The organism is Alistipes sp., from assembly GCF_048465635.1.
Taxonomy (GTDB): Bacteria; Bacteroidota; Bacteroidia; order Bacteroidales; family Rikenellaceae; genus Alistipes.
In genome coordinates, this window is the sequence record NZ_DBFWLF010000005.1 from 319741 (window position 1) to 336172 (window position 16432).

The 16432-nt window shown below is 62.1% G+C and carries 15 protein-coding genes and 1 tRNA gene; 11 read left to right on the plus strand and 5 right to left on the minus strand.

Going from position 1 to position 16432, the window contains the following annotated elements; genetic code table 11:
- Nucleotides 1-72: 72 nt before the first annotated feature.
- The 5 genes from ACMO9O_RS02365 to rpsT all read left to right on the plus strand — a co-directional run bounded on the left by ACMO9O_RS02365 (nucleotide 73) and on the right by rpsT (nucleotide 3574).
- Nucleotides 73-1215 (plus strand): ABC transporter substrate-binding protein, encoded by a 1143-nt coding sequence (locus ACMO9O_RS02365; protein WP_418982016.1) that lies wholly within the window; start codon nucleotides 73-75, stop codon nucleotides 1213-1215.
- Between the two features lie 3 nt (nucleotides 1216-1218).
- Nucleotides 1219-2223, plus strand: coding sequence for an iron chelate uptake ABC transporter family permease subunit (locus ACMO9O_RS02370; protein ID WP_418982017.1), 1005 nt, complete (start codon nucleotides 1219-1221; stop codon nucleotides 2221-2223).
- Nucleotides 2220-2984 (plus strand): ABC transporter ATP-binding protein, encoded by a 765-nt coding sequence (locus ACMO9O_RS02375; RefSeq protein ID WP_418982018.1) that lies wholly within the window; start codon nucleotides 2220-2222, stop codon nucleotides 2982-2984. The genes ACMO9O_RS02370 and ACMO9O_RS02375 overlap by 4 nt, the downstream gene beginning before the upstream one ends.
- Nucleotides 2985-3084: 100 nt before the next feature.
- Nucleotides 3085-3156 (plus strand) — tRNA-Glu (locus ACMO9O_RS02380).
- Nucleotides 3157-3322: 166 nt separating this feature from the next.
- Complete coding sequence (gene rpsT / locus ACMO9O_RS02385) at nucleotides 3323-3574, plus strand: 30S ribosomal protein S20 (RefSeq protein ID WP_418982019.1); 252 nt, start codon at nucleotides 3323-3325, stop codon at nucleotides 3572-3574.
- A 446-nt stretch (nucleotides 3575-4020) separates the two neighbouring features.
- Here the strand turns inward: rpsT and ACMO9O_RS02390 are convergent, their stop codons facing one another.
- Nucleotides 4021-4596, minus strand: coding sequence for an adenylate kinase (locus tag ACMO9O_RS02390; protein WP_418982020.1), 576 nt, complete (start codon nucleotides 4594-4596; stop codon nucleotides 4021-4023).
- Between the two features lie 91 nt (nucleotides 4597-4687).
- On the opposite strand from ACMO9O_RS02390, the gene thiL reads away from it, so the two are divergent.
- From thiL to rplI, 4 genes are all read left to right on the plus strand, one after another.
- Nucleotides 4688-5734, plus strand: coding sequence for a thiamine-phosphate kinase (gene thiL, locus ACMO9O_RS02395; protein ID WP_418982021.1), 1047 nt, complete (start codon nucleotides 4688-4690; stop codon nucleotides 5732-5734).
- A 131-nt stretch (nucleotides 5735-5865) separates the two neighbouring features.
- On the plus strand, nucleotides 5866-6210 hold the full coding sequence (gene rpsF / locus ACMO9O_RS02400) for a 30S ribosomal protein S6 (RefSeq protein ID WP_418982022.1): 345 nt from the start codon (nucleotides 5866-5868) through the stop codon (nucleotides 6208-6210).
- Between the two features lie 3 nt (nucleotides 6211-6213).
- Nucleotides 6214-6492 carry a 30S ribosomal protein S18 gene (rpsR, locus tag ACMO9O_RS02405; RefSeq protein ID WP_018694586.1) on the plus strand — a complete coding sequence of 93 codons (279 nt, stop codon included), beginning with the start codon at nucleotides 6214-6216 and terminating at the stop codon, nucleotides 6490-6492.
- A 19-nt stretch (nucleotides 6493-6511) separates the two neighbouring features.
- Nucleotides 6512-6952 (plus strand): 50S ribosomal protein L9, encoded by a 441-nt coding sequence (gene rplI / locus ACMO9O_RS02410; protein ID WP_418982023.1) that lies wholly within the window; start codon nucleotides 6512-6514, stop codon nucleotides 6950-6952.
- A gap of 91 nt (nucleotides 6953-7043) precedes the next feature.
- Here the strand turns inward: rplI and ACMO9O_RS02415 are convergent, their stop codons facing one another.
- Nucleotides 7044-7961 (minus strand): DMT family transporter, encoded by a 918-nt coding sequence (locus tag ACMO9O_RS02415; RefSeq protein WP_418982024.1) that lies wholly within the window; start codon nucleotides 7959-7961, stop codon nucleotides 7044-7046.
- A 133-nt stretch (nucleotides 7962-8094) separates the two neighbouring features.
- On the opposite strand from ACMO9O_RS02415, the gene ACMO9O_RS02420 reads away from it, so the two are divergent.
- Nucleotides 8095-8616 carry a ferritin-like domain-containing protein gene (locus ACMO9O_RS02420; protein ID WP_418982025.1) on the plus strand — a complete coding sequence of 174 codons (522 nt, stop codon included), beginning with the start codon at nucleotides 8095-8097 and terminating at the stop codon, nucleotides 8614-8616.
- A gap of 275 nt (nucleotides 8617-8891) precedes the next feature.
- Here the strand turns inward: ACMO9O_RS02420 and ACMO9O_RS02425 are convergent, their stop codons facing one another.
- From ACMO9O_RS02425 to ACMO9O_RS02435, 3 genes are all read right to left on the minus strand, one after another.
- On the minus strand, nucleotides 8892-10541 hold the full coding sequence (locus ACMO9O_RS02425) for a hypothetical protein (RefSeq protein ID WP_418982026.1): 1650 nt from the start codon (nucleotides 10539-10541) through the stop codon (nucleotides 8892-8894).
- Nucleotides 10542-10864: 323 nt separating this feature from the next.
- Nucleotides 10865-12709 (minus strand): 30S ribosomal protein S1, encoded by a 1845-nt coding sequence (gene rpsA, locus ACMO9O_RS02430; protein ID WP_418982027.1) that lies wholly within the window; start codon nucleotides 12707-12709, stop codon nucleotides 10865-10867.
- A 551-nt stretch (nucleotides 12710-13260) separates the two neighbouring features.
- Entirely contained in the window at nucleotides 13261-14685 is a 1425-nt protein-coding gene (locus ACMO9O_RS02435; RefSeq protein ID WP_418982028.1) for a bifunctional metallophosphatase/5'-nucleotidase, read from the minus strand.
- A gap of 75 nt (nucleotides 14686-14760) precedes the next feature.
- On the opposite strand from ACMO9O_RS02435, the gene ACMO9O_RS02440 reads away from it, so the two are divergent.
- Nucleotides 14761-16431, plus strand: coding sequence for a nucleoside kinase (locus tag ACMO9O_RS02440; RefSeq protein WP_418982029.1), 1671 nt, complete (start codon nucleotides 14761-14763; stop codon nucleotides 16429-16431).
- The last annotated feature ends 1 nt before the right edge of the window (nucleotide 16432 follow it).

The following is a 16432-nucleotide window of genomic DNA, read 5'->3' on the forward strand; positions in this document are numbered from 1 at the left end:
TCGGACTGCAAATATAGCAACTTTTTCACAATCCAACACATTTCTGCGATATTTTTTTCTAATTTTGTGTCGATGAAACGTTTTCCCGAACTGGCGATCTGCCTTGTGATGCTGCTTGCAGCAGCCTGCGGACCCGCTGCAACCCGTTCCGCGGCCGACTTCACCCGCCCGGTCTACACCCCCGCCTACGCCACCGGCTTCGACATCCGCGGCGCGGACGACGAGCAGTCGACGCTCTTAACCGTCCGCAACGCCTGGCAGGGTGCGGGCGACGAGGAGCAGCACCTGCTCCTGCTGCGCGACGGCGAGCGGGCCGCAGCCGGATTCGACGCACAGACCGTCAAGACCCCTGTGCACCGTGTGGTCTGCATGTCGTCGAGCCACGTGGCGCTCTTCGACGCCATCGGCCAGATCCGCCGCGTCACGGGTGTATCGGGCATCGACTACATCTCCAACCCCTACGTCAACGCCCACCGCCATTGCGGCGAGGTGCGCGAGGTGGGGTACGACACCAACCTCGACTTCGAACTGCTGGCGGCCATGCGGCCCGACGTGGTGCTGCTCTACGGCGTAACGGGTGAGAGCGGGGTGGTCACGGGCAAGCTGCGCGAACTGGGCATCCCCTATCTCTATATCGGCGACTATATGGAGCAGTCGCCGCTCGGAAAGGCCGAGTGGCTGGTCCTTGCGGCGGAGCTGTGCGACTGCCGCGAAGCGGGCATCCGGGTCTTCGAACAGATCGCCGAACGCTACAACGCCCTCCGGGAGCGGATCGCCGCCGACTCGGCGGCCCGGCCCCGCGTGATGATCAACACCCCCTACCGCGATACGTGGTTCATGCCCTCGTCGCGCAGCTACATGATCCGCCTGATCGAGGACGCGGGCGGGGAGTACGTCTATGCGCAAAATCACGGCAACAGCTCGGTGGCCGTCGATCTGGAGGAGGCCTACCTGCTCGCCCGCGATGCGGACGTCTGGATCAACGTGGGCGCCTGCAACTCGCTCGCGGAGCTGACGGCGCAAAATCCCAAGTTCGCCCGCATCCCCGCCGTGGTGAACCGCCGCGTCTGGAACAACAACCGCCTCCGGACGCCCGCCGGAGGCTCCGACTTCTGGGAATCGGGCGCCGTTAGGCCCGACGCGGTGCTGCGCGACCTCCACGCACTGCTGTACGAAACGGGCGACAGCACCCTCTACTACCAACGCCTGCGTTAGCCGATGTCCCGTTCCGCCCTGCTCTTCACCCTCCTGTCATTACTTACGGCAGCGCTCTTCGCCGCCGACCTGATGGTCGGCTCGGTCGGGGTGGCCCCGGGCGAGGTGTGGGCAGCGCTCACGGGCGGCGCATGCGATCCGACGACGCGCGACATCGTGCTCAAAATCCGCCTGCTGAAAGCCGTCACCGCCCTCTTTGCGGGTGCGGCGCTCGCGGCGAGCGGCCTTCAGATGCAGACACTCTTCCGCAACCCGCTGGCAGGCCCTTACGTGCTGGGGGTCAGCGCGGGCGCAGGGCTGGGCGTGGCGCTCTTCCTGCTGGGCGCCCCCCTGCTGGGTGTGGCCGGGCACTCGTTCATCCAGTCTTTGGGGATCGCCGGCGCGGCGTGGCTCGGCGCGGCGATCGTCCTGCTGACGGTGATGGCCGTCAGCCGCCGCATCAAGGACATCATGGTAATCCTGATTCTCGGCATGATGTTCGGCTCGGGCATCGGCTCGGTGGTCGAGATTCTGCAATATCTGTCGAGCGAAGCGGCGCTCAAATCCTTCGTTATCTGGACGATGGGATCGCTGGGCGACGTGACGGGCAGCCGGCTGGCGCTGATGGTCCCCGTCATCACGGCGGGGCTGGTGCTCTCGGTGGCGGTCGTCAAGCCGCTGAACCTGCTGCTGCTCGGCGAAAACTATGCCCGCACGATGGGACTCGACGTGCGCCGCACACGCACGCTCATCTTCCTCTCGACGGTCCTGCTGGCCGGAACCGTCACGGCCTTCTGCGGTCCTGTCGGCTTTATCGGACTGGCCGTACCGCACCTGGCGCGCATGCTCTTCCGCACGGCCGACCACCGGCTGCTGCTGCCCGCCTCGATGCTCGCCGGCGCGGCCCTGCTGCTGCTGTGCGACCTGATTTCGAAAACCCTGGCCTTCCCGATCAACACCGTGACCGCCCTGATGGGCATTCCGGTGGTCATCGTCGTGGTGGTCCGCAACCGCAGTTTCTTCGGATGAGCGTCACGCTGAAAAATATTACGCTGTCCTATGGAAGCCGCGTCCTGCTGCGCGACGCTTCGGCCCGCTTTCTGCCGGGCACGCTGACGGCGCTGGTGGGTCGCAACGGCACGGGCAAGAGCACCCTGCTGCGCGCAGTCGCCGGGCTGGGCACGCTCGCGGCGGGCGAGGTCGAACTCTGCGGCAAGCCCCTCTCAACGCTCACGCCCCACGAGCGGGCCGTCGCGGCGAGCTTCGTCACCACCGACAAGGTCCGCATCGCCAACCTCCCGTGCGAGGATGCCGTGGCGCTGGGCCGCGCCCCCTACACCAATTGGATCGGACGCATGCAGCAGACCGACCGCGCGGCGGTCGCCCGCGCGCTGGAGCTGGTCGGCATGACCTCGTTCGCCCGCAAGCCGATGGACACGCTCTCCGACGGGGAGTGCCAGCGCATCCTGATCGCCCGGGCGCTGGCGCAGGACACGCCCGTGATTCTGCTCGACGAACCGACGGCCTTTCTCGACCTGCCGAACCGCTACTTCCTGGCCGCACTGCTGCTGCGGCTGGCCCACGAGGAGGGCAAGTGCATCCTCTTCTCCACGCACGATCTGGACATTGCGCTCGACCTCTGCGACGCCGTGGCGCTGATCGATCCGCCCGTACTCCACCACCTCCCCTCCGCCGAAATGGCCGGCAGCGGCCGCATCGAACGGCTGTTCGACGCCGAGGGCATTCGTTTCGACGCAGCCACGCGCACGATCCGCCGGACAAAAAAGTAGTCCGCAGAAGTTTTTTTTGCCTATTTTTTGTACATGTCACTTTTTTAGTTACCTTTGCACCGCTAAAGTAACCCCTTTCCGGGCGCACGATAGCGGTAAAGGCCCATTCGTCTATCGGTTAGGACGCAAGATTTTCATTCTTGAAAGAGCAGTTCGATTCTGCTATGGGCTACTACGACGGGGCCGACGACGGGGGGGGGCATACAAAATCGCTCTCGCGGGTCGGAGGTTCCGACGGGTGAATGATTTTACGAGGAGCGGACCCGAGGGTCTATCCGCAGGCGGTCACGGCCGTTCAAAGCGAACAACTGAAAAAGTAAAATAAAAACTAACGGATTATGGCAAACCATAAGTCATCGAAAAAGCGGATTCGTCAGACGCTGACCAAGCGTGCGCACAACCGCCTGCTCCACAAGACGGCCCGCAACGCCGTGAAGGCGATGCGCGCAACCAGCGAGAAGAGCGCCGCCGAAGCGTTGCTTCCCAAGGTAACGTCCATGTTGGACAAACTCGCCAAGCACAACATCATGCACAAGAACAAGGCCGCCAACCTCAAGAGCGCCATGCAGCTGCATGTGAACGCCCTCTAAGAAGCGTTCCGCACGATGCAAAAGCCGCCCGCAAGGCGGCTTTTTTGTGTCCGGCCCGGCCGTTGGGCGGCGTTCCGCGACGGCCTCGACGGACCGTCGGTTACTCAGTGGATTCCTTCCCTTGCACCGCTCCGCCGCCGGGGGCATCCGTCCGCCTATTCAACATTCCCTGGGCGTCCCTTTCTGCCCGGCCGCCGGATCGGCGTTCATCCGCTCCCTATCCGGACGTCCGTCTTGTCCGCTCGCGGTCACCGCACACCTGCCGTTACCCGTCCCTACGTTGCCCGTCCTCGACGCAAGCAAAGCCGGTCCGGCCTCCGACGCGAAAACCGCCTGCGAAAATCCGTTCACGCAACGACCCGTGCAAACGAAAAGCAGCCTCCCGCTGCCGGGAAACTGCTCCGTAATTCCATGCTCGGGCGCACGCCGGGCCGCCCCGCACCGCGTTACTTCAGCGCGTCGATCACCTGGGCGATGCGGGCGAACACCTCGTCCATCGACCCCATGCCGTCGACCGCGGCGTATTTGCCCTGCGCGGCGTAGTAGTCGGCCACCACGGCCGTCTGCATGCGGTAGACGTCCAGCCGACCGCGGATCACCTCCTCCGAGGCGTCGTCCGCGCGGCCCGAATCCCGGCCCCGCAGCAGGATACGGCGCACCAGTTCCTCCTCCGGAACGCGAATGTCGACCATCACGTCGACCTTCAGGCCGTGCCCGGAGAGAATCCGGTCGAACTCCTCGGCCTGCACCGTCGTACGGGGAAAGCCGTCGAAGATGCACCCCTTCGCCTGCCGGTGCTCCATCACGTAGTGCTCGATCATGGCGATGACCACCTCGTCGGGGGCCAGCCTGCCTTCGCGGATGCAGCACTCCATGCTGCGTCCGAGCGGAGTGCCCTGCCGAATCTCCTCGCGGATCACCTCGCCCGTCGAGACGTGCTCGACGCCGTAGTGCTCCTTCAAGCGCTGGGCCTGCGTACCTTTGCCGCAACCGGGAGCGCCGAATAAGACGATATTGATCATAACTCAATCCGTTTATTGGTTGAACCGGACAAAAATACGTTATTTTTTTGGGATACGGCAAAGATTCGTTAGATTTGTAAAAAATTTTATTATGGAGCAGAAGAAACGCACCGAAATCGCCTCGCTGGGTCAATTCGGTTTGATCGACCGCCTGACCGCCCGCATCGAAACGCGCCACGCCACCACACTGCGGGGCATCGGGGACGACGCCGCGGTGATCGCCCCGGCACGCGGCGAAGCCGTGCTCTGCACGACCGACGCGTTCTACGAAGGGATCGACTTCGACCTGACGTATTTCCCGCTCAAGCACCTGGGTTACAAGGTCGTGACGGCGGGCGTGAGCGACATACTGGCCATGAACGCCCTGCCGGCGCAGATCACCGTCTCGCTCGGCGTCTCGGCCAAGCTGCCCGTCGAGGCGCTGGAGGACCTCTACGAGGGCATCGACTTCGCCTGCCGCGAGCAGGGCATCGACCTGGTGGGGGGCGACACGCGCGCCTCGATGACCGGGCTGGTCATCACCGTCACCGCGCTGGGCCACGCCAGAAAGGATAAGATCGCCTACCGCGACGGTGCGCAGCAGAACGACCTGATCTGCCTGACGGGCAACCTCGGCGCGGCCTACATGGGGTTGCAACTGCTCGAACGCGAACGCCGCGTGCTGGAGGGGGTCGCCCAGCCCGAACCCCAGTTCGCGGGCTACGAATACCTGCTGGAAAAGTACCTCAAGCCGCGCCCCCGCACCGACATCGTGGAGATGCTCCGCGAGGAGAAGATCACCCCCACGTCGATGATCGACCTGACGGACGGACTTTCGAGCGATCTGATGCAGCTCTGCAAGGCGTCGAAATGTGGTGCGCGCATCTACCTCGAGCGCATCCCCATCGCCCGCCAGACCTCGGCGCTGGCCGAGGAGATGCACGCCGACCCGGTCGTCGCGGCCCTGAACGGCGGCGAAGACTACGAACTGCTGTTCACCGTGCCGCTGGCCATGCAGGAGCAGGTGATGCGGCTGGGCGCGGTCGACGTGATCGGCCACATCACCCCCGCCTCCACGGGCTGCTACCTCGTGACCCCCGACGGGCAGGACATCGCGCTGCGGGCGCAGGGATTTCCGGAAGGTCTCCGCCCCGAATAGTCCCGGCAGCCGCCCCGACAAACGGCGAATTTGGCGCCACGAATCAATTTTCGATCCCGAATTTTTTGATTCTCGGTTTTAATTCGTACCTTTGCCGTCCCTTCGGGGATTTAATTAACCAATAAAGCATTATGAACAATTACGAAACCGTTTTCATCGTCACGCCCGTCCTGTCCGATGCACAGGTGCAGGAGGTCGCTGACAAATTCCAGGGTGTCATCACCGAGAACGGCGGTCAAATCGTGAACAAGGAGTCGTGGGGCTTGAAGAAGCTCGCCTACCCCATTCAGAAGAAGACCACCGGGTTCTACTTCCTCATCGAGTTCACGGGCGAAGGCTCGCTGATCTCGACGCTCGAGACGCAGTACCGCCGCGACGAGCGCGTGATCCGTTTCTTAACTTTCAAGCAGGACAAGTATGCCGTGGAGTACTCGGAGAAACGTCGTGCGAAACTTTCTAACAAGCAGGAGGAGTAAATCATGGCACAGGAGAACAAAGCACAGTCCGAAATCCGTTACCTCAACCCGGTATCGGTCGACGTCAAGAAGAAGAAATACTGCCGTTTCAAGAAGCTCGGTATCAAATATGTGGACTACAAGGACGGAGAGTTCCTCAAGAAGTTCCTCAACGAGCAGGGCAAGATTCTGCCCCGCCGCCTGACCGGCACTTCGCAGAAGTTCCAGAAGAAGGTGGCCCAGGCCGTCAAACGCGCCCGTCACCTCGCCATCCTGCCCTTCGTAACCGATTGCATGAAATAATTAAAAGGAGGAGACGAACATGGAAGTTATTCTGATCAAAGATATCGAGAACCTGGGCTACGCCAACGACATCGTGAACGTGAAGCCCGGCTACGCCAACAACTACCTCATCCCGCAGGGCTACGCCAAGGCCGCAACGGCTGCCGCCAAGAAGGTGCTGGCCGAGAACCTCCGCCAGCGCGCCCACAAGGACGCCAAGATTCTCGCCGACGCGCAGGCCCTGGCCGAGACGATCGCCAACCTGCCGCTGACGCTCGCCGTGAAGGCCGAGGAGGGCAAACTTTTCGGTACGGTCACCGCGACCGACCTGGCCGAGGCGCTCGCCGCCAAGGGCATCACGATCGACCGCAAGGTCATCGCCGTGGACGCCATCAAGACCGTCGGCGAATACGAGGCCGTGGCCAAACTGCACCGCGACGTGAAGGCTACGATCAAATTTACGGTGACCGCTGCCGAATAAGCACCGGTCGTCTGCAAACAAAAAGCCCTCCCAGCCGGGAGGGCTTTTTTGTTTTCGGTCAGTCTTCCGGCCGGACAGGGAGGGCCGCCGCTCAGTGACGGCTTGTGACGGGATGGTCGGTCCTCTTCCGCGAGGAGTAGGTCTGCAGCACCAGCCCCACGCCGACGAAGATCACTACGGCGAAAATCACCGTATCGGCATGCAGGCGGTCCAGCCCCATGGCCACCGACACAGCGATCGCCAGCACGGGCTGCAAGTAGGTGTAGATGCTCGACACGGCGGGAGCGACGTACTTGAGCGCGTAGTTGAGCATCAGGTTGGGAATGTAGGTGGGCACGGTCAGCACGAACAGCGTCGGAAAGAGCGCGTGGCGCGCGATGGCCGGATAGTCGGCGTGCACGATGTCCCCCAGCCCGAACGGCAGCGTGACGATGGCCGCAATGCAGTAGATCCACCGCATCAGAGTGGTAGGCTTGTATTTGGAAACCACTTTCTTGAACCACACCATGTAGACCGACGAGGCGAGAGCGCTGAGCAGAATCAGGATATTGCCCCACAGGTGCGAGTGGGCATGGGCCGACGAGGCGCCCGTGACCACCACGGCGATGGCTCCGGCCATGCCGAGCGTCAGCCCCGCGATCTTGCGTTTGGTGAAGCGGTCGATCCCGAGCAGCACGGAGAACAGCAGCACGAGCAGCGGAATGATCGTATCGATGATCGAGCCGTCGATGGGCGAGGTCTTCGACAGACCGAACATGATGAACCCCTTGCGCAGCACGCCGATCAGCAGCGCAGCGCCCACCAGCTTGCGGATGTCCTTCCGGTCGACCCGCTCGGCCTTCTGCCACAGCAGCGGAATCAGCGAAAAGAGCGCCGTCACGAACAGCGACGCCGCGACCATCCCGGCCGGGCGGACGTAGTGCGGCAGCACGATGGTATAGAAGGGGTAATCCATGGCCCAGATCACGTTGCACACCAGCAGGGCCAGATGGGGTTTGAATTTGTTCATCGGACGGGGTTTTGCATCCCCGGAAAACAAAAACGATGCCCGAACCGTCCGCCCCTGGCCGTGGTCGCCGCAACCCTGCTGGCACGGAAATTGGACCGGGAGCGTTACCGAAAGACATTCAAACAACCTTACCATGAACACTAAAAATCAAACCAAGAACGAATCCGCGCTCTTCCGCGAGTTCTTCATCGATCAGATCCGCGACATTTACTGGGCTGAAAAGCACCTCTCCGACGGCCTGAAAAAGATGAAAAAGGCCGCCACCAGCGAGAAGCTCGCCGCCGCCTTCGCCAAGCATATCGACGAGACGGCCGGTCAGATCGAGCGCCTGAAGAAGGTCTTCGAACTGCTGGGCAAACGCGCCCAGGGCAAAAAATGCGAAGCGATGGCAGGTATCGTCGCCGAGGCCGAGGAGGCTATCGCCGACACCGAGAAGGACACCTACACGCGCGACGCCGCCCTGATTATGGCCGGGCAGAAAGCCGAGCACTACGAGATCGCCTCCTACGGTACGCTGAAGTATTATGCCGAGCTGATGGGCGAGGACGAGATCGCGCGCGAGCTGGGCGACACGCTTCAGGAGGAGAAGAACACCGACGAGATTCTCTCCTGCCTCACCGACGAGGGCGTCCGCGAGATGGTGACCGCCGAGTAACCGCTGCACGGAATTTTCGGCGGGTCAGGCGTCCGTTCCTATACCCGACCGACCACCGTGGTCGGACCGCAGGACCATTTCGGCAATCAGCCGATCTTCGGTCCGCCGGATCATCCGGAGCTGGCATGCCGACAAGCGCTCCGCACCCGTCGGAATGCGTACGAAAAGAGCTTCCCTTTTTACAGGGAAGCTCTTTCCATTCTCAGGCAGGCTGTTCGCCCGCTATTGGCCGGAACAGGTCCGGCGTCAGCAGGCAGGCCGTACCCCGACTGCTATCATCTGACCGCGGAAGCGCCGATCTTCCGCAGCGAGGGCGTCATCGACACCCCTCCGCCGCGCATGCGCCGCGCCGTTTCCGACCGCGACGACGAGGAAGCCGTCGCATCGAAGAAAGGCAGTGCGCCCGTATAGGATCCGGTGTAGGCCTGCCCCTGCTCGGTCATGAAATCCACCGTCAGCCGGTAGTTCTCCCCTTCGCGGGCGACGGTGATCGAGCCGGAAGCGAAACTCATCTGGGTCTCGTTGCCCTCCTCGTCGAATCCCGCGGCCCAGGTGTAATCGTAGCCCAGCGTGCCGGCCTTCATGTCCGTGCCGATCGTATAGACTCCATCCTGCAATTTTGTTGCATCGCCGGCCTGCGTATAGAAGTCGCATATCAAGACGTTGCCCGGGCCATCGTCCACCGGATAGATATCCCCGTATTCGGGATCTTTCTCCACCTCGCAATCGGCCAGTTCGAAGTAGTAGTTGTAAACCTGGTTTCCGTCCGCGTCCGTCGTCGGCCCGAAATACGTGGCCGTGACATAGCGGTCGAAAGCGATATTTTCCGTGACGACCGGCTTCGCCGCGGGCGATTCGAACGGATGGCTCTGCAATTGCGTCCGATCGCCTTTCGCATCCACCCCGATCACGTAATGCACGTAGGGACTTTCCGGTTCGGGAAGCGACCAGACGGACGGTTCGGTGAAATCGGTGACGCGCGAACCGGTTCCGAACAGGTACTCCAGCAGCGCCGTTCCGCCCTTTGCGGTCAGCTCGTCGGCGATCGACCCGGGCAGCAGGGTTTCGAAATAGCTTTCGATGCCCGCGCCGGGCGTCATCTTGAAAGTCACCTCCCCCGCTTTGAGATCGAGCATCTCCACGTCGATCGTCGCTGCAAGCAGCTCGGGTTCCGCGGTCGTGACCGCGATCCTCTCGCAGGCGCCCTGGAAATTGTTGTCGGCATCGATCCTCGAAGCGATCACCACATAGGGAACCCCGGCCATGACCCGGGCAGCCCGCCCGCGGGGCATCTCCTGCCCGTCTTCGAAGAGGAAATCGCCGGGACCGGCGGCCTGCCAGCCGTAAAGTTGGAGGATCGTACGGTAGGCGTTCAGCACCTCCTCATCGGTCTTTGCGAAGGAGAGGAACGTATCGACGTCCGCCTGCATCATGCAGGTATGCAGATAGGCGTCTTCCGCACCCATTTCGATGTGGTAGGCGATCCGGTTCTTCCCGATTTCGCCGGGCCAGATCACCCCGTCCGGAGCGGCGGTGGTCACATCGAGGCTGGAAACTTTGCCGACGGTCTCCCCCTGCGCGGCGACGGCATAAACGGTATAATCTGTTGCGGGGGAGAGTGCATCCACCGTCAGCACGGCCGGCTTATCGGCAGCGACCGCATGGCCTGCGCTCAGCAGCCTGGCGGCATCGGGTGCGGGCTGCGCGCGCTCCACGACCATCCAGGCGGCCCGATCTGCCTGGGAGGGCGTCAGGCGGAACGAGAAGGCGTTTGGGGAAGGAGTGCCCTCCAGGGTCAGTTCAACCGAGGGCGAAGGCGAGGGGGGGGGATTTTCAGCCCCGGAATCGTCGTCCGAACAGGCGGCCAACGTCAAGCAGAGGAGCGACGCGACGCTCCAGATTGCGTAAAGGAATTTTTTCGTCATAGAATTGGAATTAAGGTTCGTATCAAAGAGCGGGGCCGTCCGACCCCTTGTTTTTGGCAGCTGTCCGCCGCGTCGCAGGGAACACGTTTTCCTGGGGCCGCCGGCGCCGGCAGGGCTTGTTCGCTCCTACACGTCTGCCCGCTCTGCATCGGCGGCATCCGTTTGATCGGTCGGCTCCGACGCATCAACCGTTCCGGAGAGGTCTAATATAGGGAAAATAATCCGTCCGGCAAAATAAAATGCACTCCCAACGCACGTTGAAGCGTCGGGAGTGCATGCAACGGAACGGATTCGATGCGAAACCGCTTCCTATCCGGTCGGGATTACTCCTCGGCCTTCTCCTCTTTCTTGGCGGCAGCGGCCTTCTTGGCGTTCTTGGCCTCGGCAGCTTCCATGGCGCTCTTCAGCGCGGCCAGCCCGGCCAGATCGCCCAGCGTGGTCTTCTCCACCGAAGCGTTGATCTTCTTCACGGTCGACTTCGTGGCATCGGCTGCGGCACGCTTCTCCGCTTTCTCGGATGCGGCCTCGGCCCGGCGGGCGTCGTCGTACGTACGCAGGTGTGAGAGGGTGATGCGCTTGGTAGCCTTCGAGAACTCCAGAATCTTGAAGTTGAGCTTGTCGCCCACCTTCGGGGTCGTACCGTCCTCCTTCACCAGCTGACGGGCGGGGCAGAAGCCTTCGATGTTCTCGCCCAGCGCAACCACCGCGCCCTTGTCGGTCATCTCGGTGATCGTACCCTCGTGGATGCTGTCCACGGGGAACTGGTTCTCGAACTCGTTCCAGGGATTCTCCTCCAGCTGCTTGTGGCCCAGGCTGAGACGGCGGTTCTCCTTGTCGATCTCCAGCACCACGACCTCGATGTCGGCGCCCACCTGCGTAAATTCGCCGGGGTGCTTCACCTTCTTGGTCCAGCTCAGGTCGGAGATATGGATCAGACCGTCGATGCCCTCCTCGATCTCGACGAAGACGCCGAAATTGGTGAAGTTGCGCACCTTGGCCGTGCAGCGCGTACCCACGGGGTACTTGGTCTCGATCATCTCCCACGGATCGGGCGTGAGCTGCTTGATGCCCAGCGACATCTTGCGCTCCTCGCGGTCGAGCGTCAGGATGACGGCCTCTACCTCGTCGCCGACCTTCATGAACTCCTGGGCCGAACGCAGGTGCTGGCTCCACGACATTTCCGAGACGTGGATCAGACCCTCGACGCCGGGAGCGATCTCGACGAACGCACCGTAATCGGCCATGACCACCACGCGGCCGCGGACCTTGTCGCCCACCTTGAGGTTCTGGTCGAGCGCCTCCCACGGATGCGGGGTGAGCTGCTTCAGACCCAGCGCGATGCGCTTCTTCTGGTCGTCGAAGTCGAGGATCACCACGTTGATCTTCTGATCGAGCGACACGATCTCCTCGGGGTGGTTCACGCGGCCCCACGAAAGGTCGGTGATATGGATCAGACCGTCCACACCGCCCAGGTCGACGAATACGCCGTAGGAGGTGATGTTCTTGACGGTTCCCTCGAGGATCTGACCCTTCTCGAGTTTCGACATGATGATCTGCTTCTGCGCCTCCAGCTCGGCCTCGATGAGCGCCTTGTGCGACACGACCACGTTGCGGAACTCCTGGTTGATCTTCACCACCTTGAACTCCATGGTCTTGTCGACATAGATATCGTAGTCGCGGATGGGCTTCACGTCGATCTGCGAACCGGGCAGGAACGCCTCGATGCCGAATACGTCGACGATCATACCGCCCTTGGTGCGGCACTTGATGTAACCCTTGATGATCTCGTCCTTCTCCAGGGCCTCGTTGACACGATCCCACGATTTGAGCTGACGAGCCTTCTTGTGCGAAAGCGAGAGCTGGCCGTTCTTGTCCTCGGCCGACTCGACGTAGACCTCGATCTTGTCGCCCACCTTCAGGTCGGGGTTGTAGCGGAATTCCGAAACGGGGATCACGCCCTCGCTCTTGTAGCCGATGTTGACGAAAACTTCGCGCTTGGTGACGGCGGTCACGGTTCCCTCGACCACCTCGCCGACGGCCACGTTCGACAGGGTTTTGTCGTACTCCTCGGCGATCTGCTCTTTGGGCTGGTCATAGACGCCCAGATCGTTCTCGAACGCGTTCCAGTCGAAATTCTCGTTCGCAACAACGTTTTTTACTTCTTCCATTTGGAAATAATTTGCGATACAATCGCTCGTTAAACAGTTAATAATAAAGTTCGTAGCCCCCGTTCGGCGCATCGCGCACGCACGCAGGGGCTACAAAGGTATAAAAAAGGCGGTAAATATATTGATCACGCTGCTAAATATTTTTAGCGGTGCGCTAAAAATATTTAACGGAATGCAACTTCGTGCGGTCAAGCGTATAACATCGCAATCCTGGTTCAGACCGCCGAACCTTGCCGCCTCAGGCGGCGTTTATAAGTCTGCCCCCACCCTCGGGAGGGGCGAAGAACATCTAAAATGAATTTTTTGCATGCCAGTAGCGGCTCGAAGAGCCGTGCGGGCCGCTGCCTTCGGGCAGCGGAGGCCCGCTTGTCGCGTGTCCTCCGCAGACTGCTGCCCGGGAGGATTATTGCACCCAACGGTTCTGGGTCGTGTTAACTCAATCAACGCAGGCTGCTACACGAAAAGATCATTAAACCCAACAGCACCTAAATAACACAGTCAACGCTCCGAATAAATTCAGACCACCTCAGACCGGCAAACAGCCGCCCTACTCAGTTCCGCACCCGCACCTTCTGCCGCGGCAGGTTGTCCGGACGGACGGGGCTGTCGTCCTGCAGCTCCTCGAGCAGCGTCTGCGCAACCGCATCGTCCGTCACCGCTCCGTCCTCGTATTCCAGATCGCGGTAGTTGTTGAAAATATAATCCGACATGGCTATCCGGTAGCTCCGCCCCTCCTGCAGGCGGGGGAACTCCACGTCCAGGGCCTCGTCCCGCGCATCGGTCACGATCACGTAGGGGGTGGTCGAAACGAGATCCACGCGGTGCGCCTCCTTGCGGTTCTCCTCATCGTTGTATTTCGATAGGATCATCCGGCGCAGCTGCGCCGGGGTCATCTTCATCGTGGCGATCCGGGTTCCGAACGGCTCCAGGTCGTAGACCAGCGCCGTACTCACCCCGCCGGCCGGGATGCTGTCCAGCCGCACGCCGCCGATGTGGTAGAAGCCGATCTGGGCGTCGGCCTCGTCGGCCACGGCATCGGCCATCCAGTTGGCCACGCCCCACTTGTTGGCCGCCTCGCGGAACTCCCCGACGGGGCTGTTCAGCTGCTCATTGCCGTAGTAGCGCTCCACCTCCCGCTGGAAGTCGGGATCGGGCGCATAGTCGGCCAACGGTACGATCCGATAGTCGATGCCCGCGATCTTCCGGCCCCGGAAACGCACCGTCGTGACCCCGACATTCCGGAGGTCCTTGCCCGTCTGGGTGAGCAGCGTGCCGCCGATGAGCGTGTCGATCTCCTTGTGCGTATGGCCGCCGATCACCAGATCGAACTGCGTGCCGCGCGCGAGCAGCTCCGCATCGCGGTCGTCGCCCATGTGCGAAACCAGCACCAAGAGGTCGCACTGCGGCCGCAGCTCGGCGGCATACCGCTCGGCCAGCTGCTGCGGATCGGGGAAGCGCAGGCCACGGAAACTCTCCTCGTTGCCCGCCGGATGGCCGGGTCCCTCGTAGTTGGTCACCACGCCTACGAAGCCGATGCGGATGCCGTCCTCGTCGAGAATCGTGTAAGGCGGCAGCTGCGGGAAGGTGCACGTGTCGCTCAATACGTTGGCAGCGACCACGCGGAACGACATACTGTCGATCATCCGCCCCAGAAAGGCCTGTCCGTGGTCGAACTCGTGGTTGCCCAGCGTGGCCACATCATAGCCGAGGTGGTTCATCAGCGCAAGCATCGGCATGCCGGGCGTGGGGGCCAGGTCAACGTAGGCGTTGCCCGTCCAGCGGTCGCCCGCATCGACCAGCACCACCAGCTGCGCCGTGTCGCGGCACGCTTCGACGGCCGAAGCCAGCCGGGGAAACTGCCGGATCTTGGCGTGCATATCGTTGGTCGAGAGCAGGACGAGGGTCCGTTCGCGCGGGCCGCAGGCCGCCGCAACCGCCGCGAAGGCGAGCAGCAGCAGCCGGATCGATCTTTTCATATTAATATCGGTATTGATTTTGTCAAAGTTACGAAAAATTCCTATCTTTACCCATCTTTAAGCGTAAATTCCGCCATGTCCGATACCATCCAAGTCGTGTGCGACAACCTCGGCGAAACGATCCGCGTTCCGATGGGCACTCCGCTGCTCGAGCTGGCGAATCGGATCGAACCGGGGGCCTACCCGTTCCTGGCCGCCATGGTCAACAACCGCATCAAGGAGCTTAACTACAAATTATATACCTCCGTTTCGGTCCGTTTCGTGGACATCACCTCTTTCCAGGGCATCCGCGTCTATCAGCGCACGGCGTGGTTCCTGCTGCAAAAGGCCGTGAGGGACCTCTATCCGTCGAGCACACTCCACATCCGCCATTCGATGAGCCAGAGCGGCTTCTACTGCGAGGTCGACGGCATCGACGCCTTCACTGCGGAGCAGACCGCCGCCATCCGCCGCCGCATGGAGGAGCTGGTCGGGCAGGACCTTCCGATCACCCGGCGCAAGATGCTCACCTCGGAGGTCCGCGCCCGCTACGCCGAGCAGGGTTTCATCGACAAGATCGCCCTGCTGGACACCCGGCCACGGCTTTACAGCGACCTCTACACGCTCGACGACACGGTGGGTTACTTCTATGGCTCGCTGGCCCCCTCGACGGGCTACATCACCCTGTTCGACGTCGACCCCTTCTACAACGGGTTCCACCTGGCCCTGCCCCTGCGCACCGCCCCCGAGCGGCTGAACAAACAGGTTCAGCAGGACCGCATGTTCGACATCTTCCGCGAATACCAGTCGTGGGTCGGGATTATGGGCGTGCCGACGGTCGGGGCCGTCAACGAGCGCGTGCTTTCGGGGGTGGACAAGGGCATGATTCTGGTGGCCGAGGCGTTCCACGAACGCAAGTTCGCCGAGGTCGCCGACGCCATCCTGACCGCCAACCGCGAGCGCGGCCTGCGCATGGTGCTCATTTCGGGACCCTCGTCGAGCGGCAAGACCACCTCGGCCAAGCGGCTGGGCATCCAGTTGGGCGTGCTGGGGCTTAATCCGGTGCTGATCTCGCTGGACGACTACTTCGTCGACCGCGACAAAACCCCCAAGGACGAAAACGGCGAATACGACTACGAAGTGCTCGAAGCGATCGACCTGGAGCTGTTCAACGACCACCTGCGCCGCCTGATGCGCGGCGAGAGCGTCGACATCCCGCGCTATGACTTCGTTACGGGGCGCCGTGCGTGGCACAACAATCCGCTGACGCTCGACGAACGCTCCATCCTCATCATCGAGGGCATCCACGGCCTCAATCCGCGCCTGACGCCCAGTATCCCCGACAGCCAAAAGTTCAAAATCTACATCTCGTGCTTCACCTCGGTGGCGATGGACAACCTCTCGCGCATCTCGACCACCGACAACCGCCTGCTGCGCCGCCTTACGCGAGACTACACGCAGCGGGGCGCCGACGCGCTGAAGACCCTCTCGCGCTGGGCCTCGGTCCGCCGCGGCGAGGAGCGCCACATCTTCCCCTATCAGGAGAACGCCGACGTAATGCTCAACTCGTCGCTCTTCTACGAGATTCCCGTACTGCGTCCCTTCGCCGAGAAGATTCTGCGCGAAGTGCCCGACACGGTCCCCGAGTACGACGAGGCGCGCCGCCTGCTCAAGTTCCTCGACAACTTCATCCCCATCGCCCCCGACGCCATCCCGCCCACGTCGATCCTGCGCGAATTTATCGGCGGCAGCAGCTTCAACTATTAAA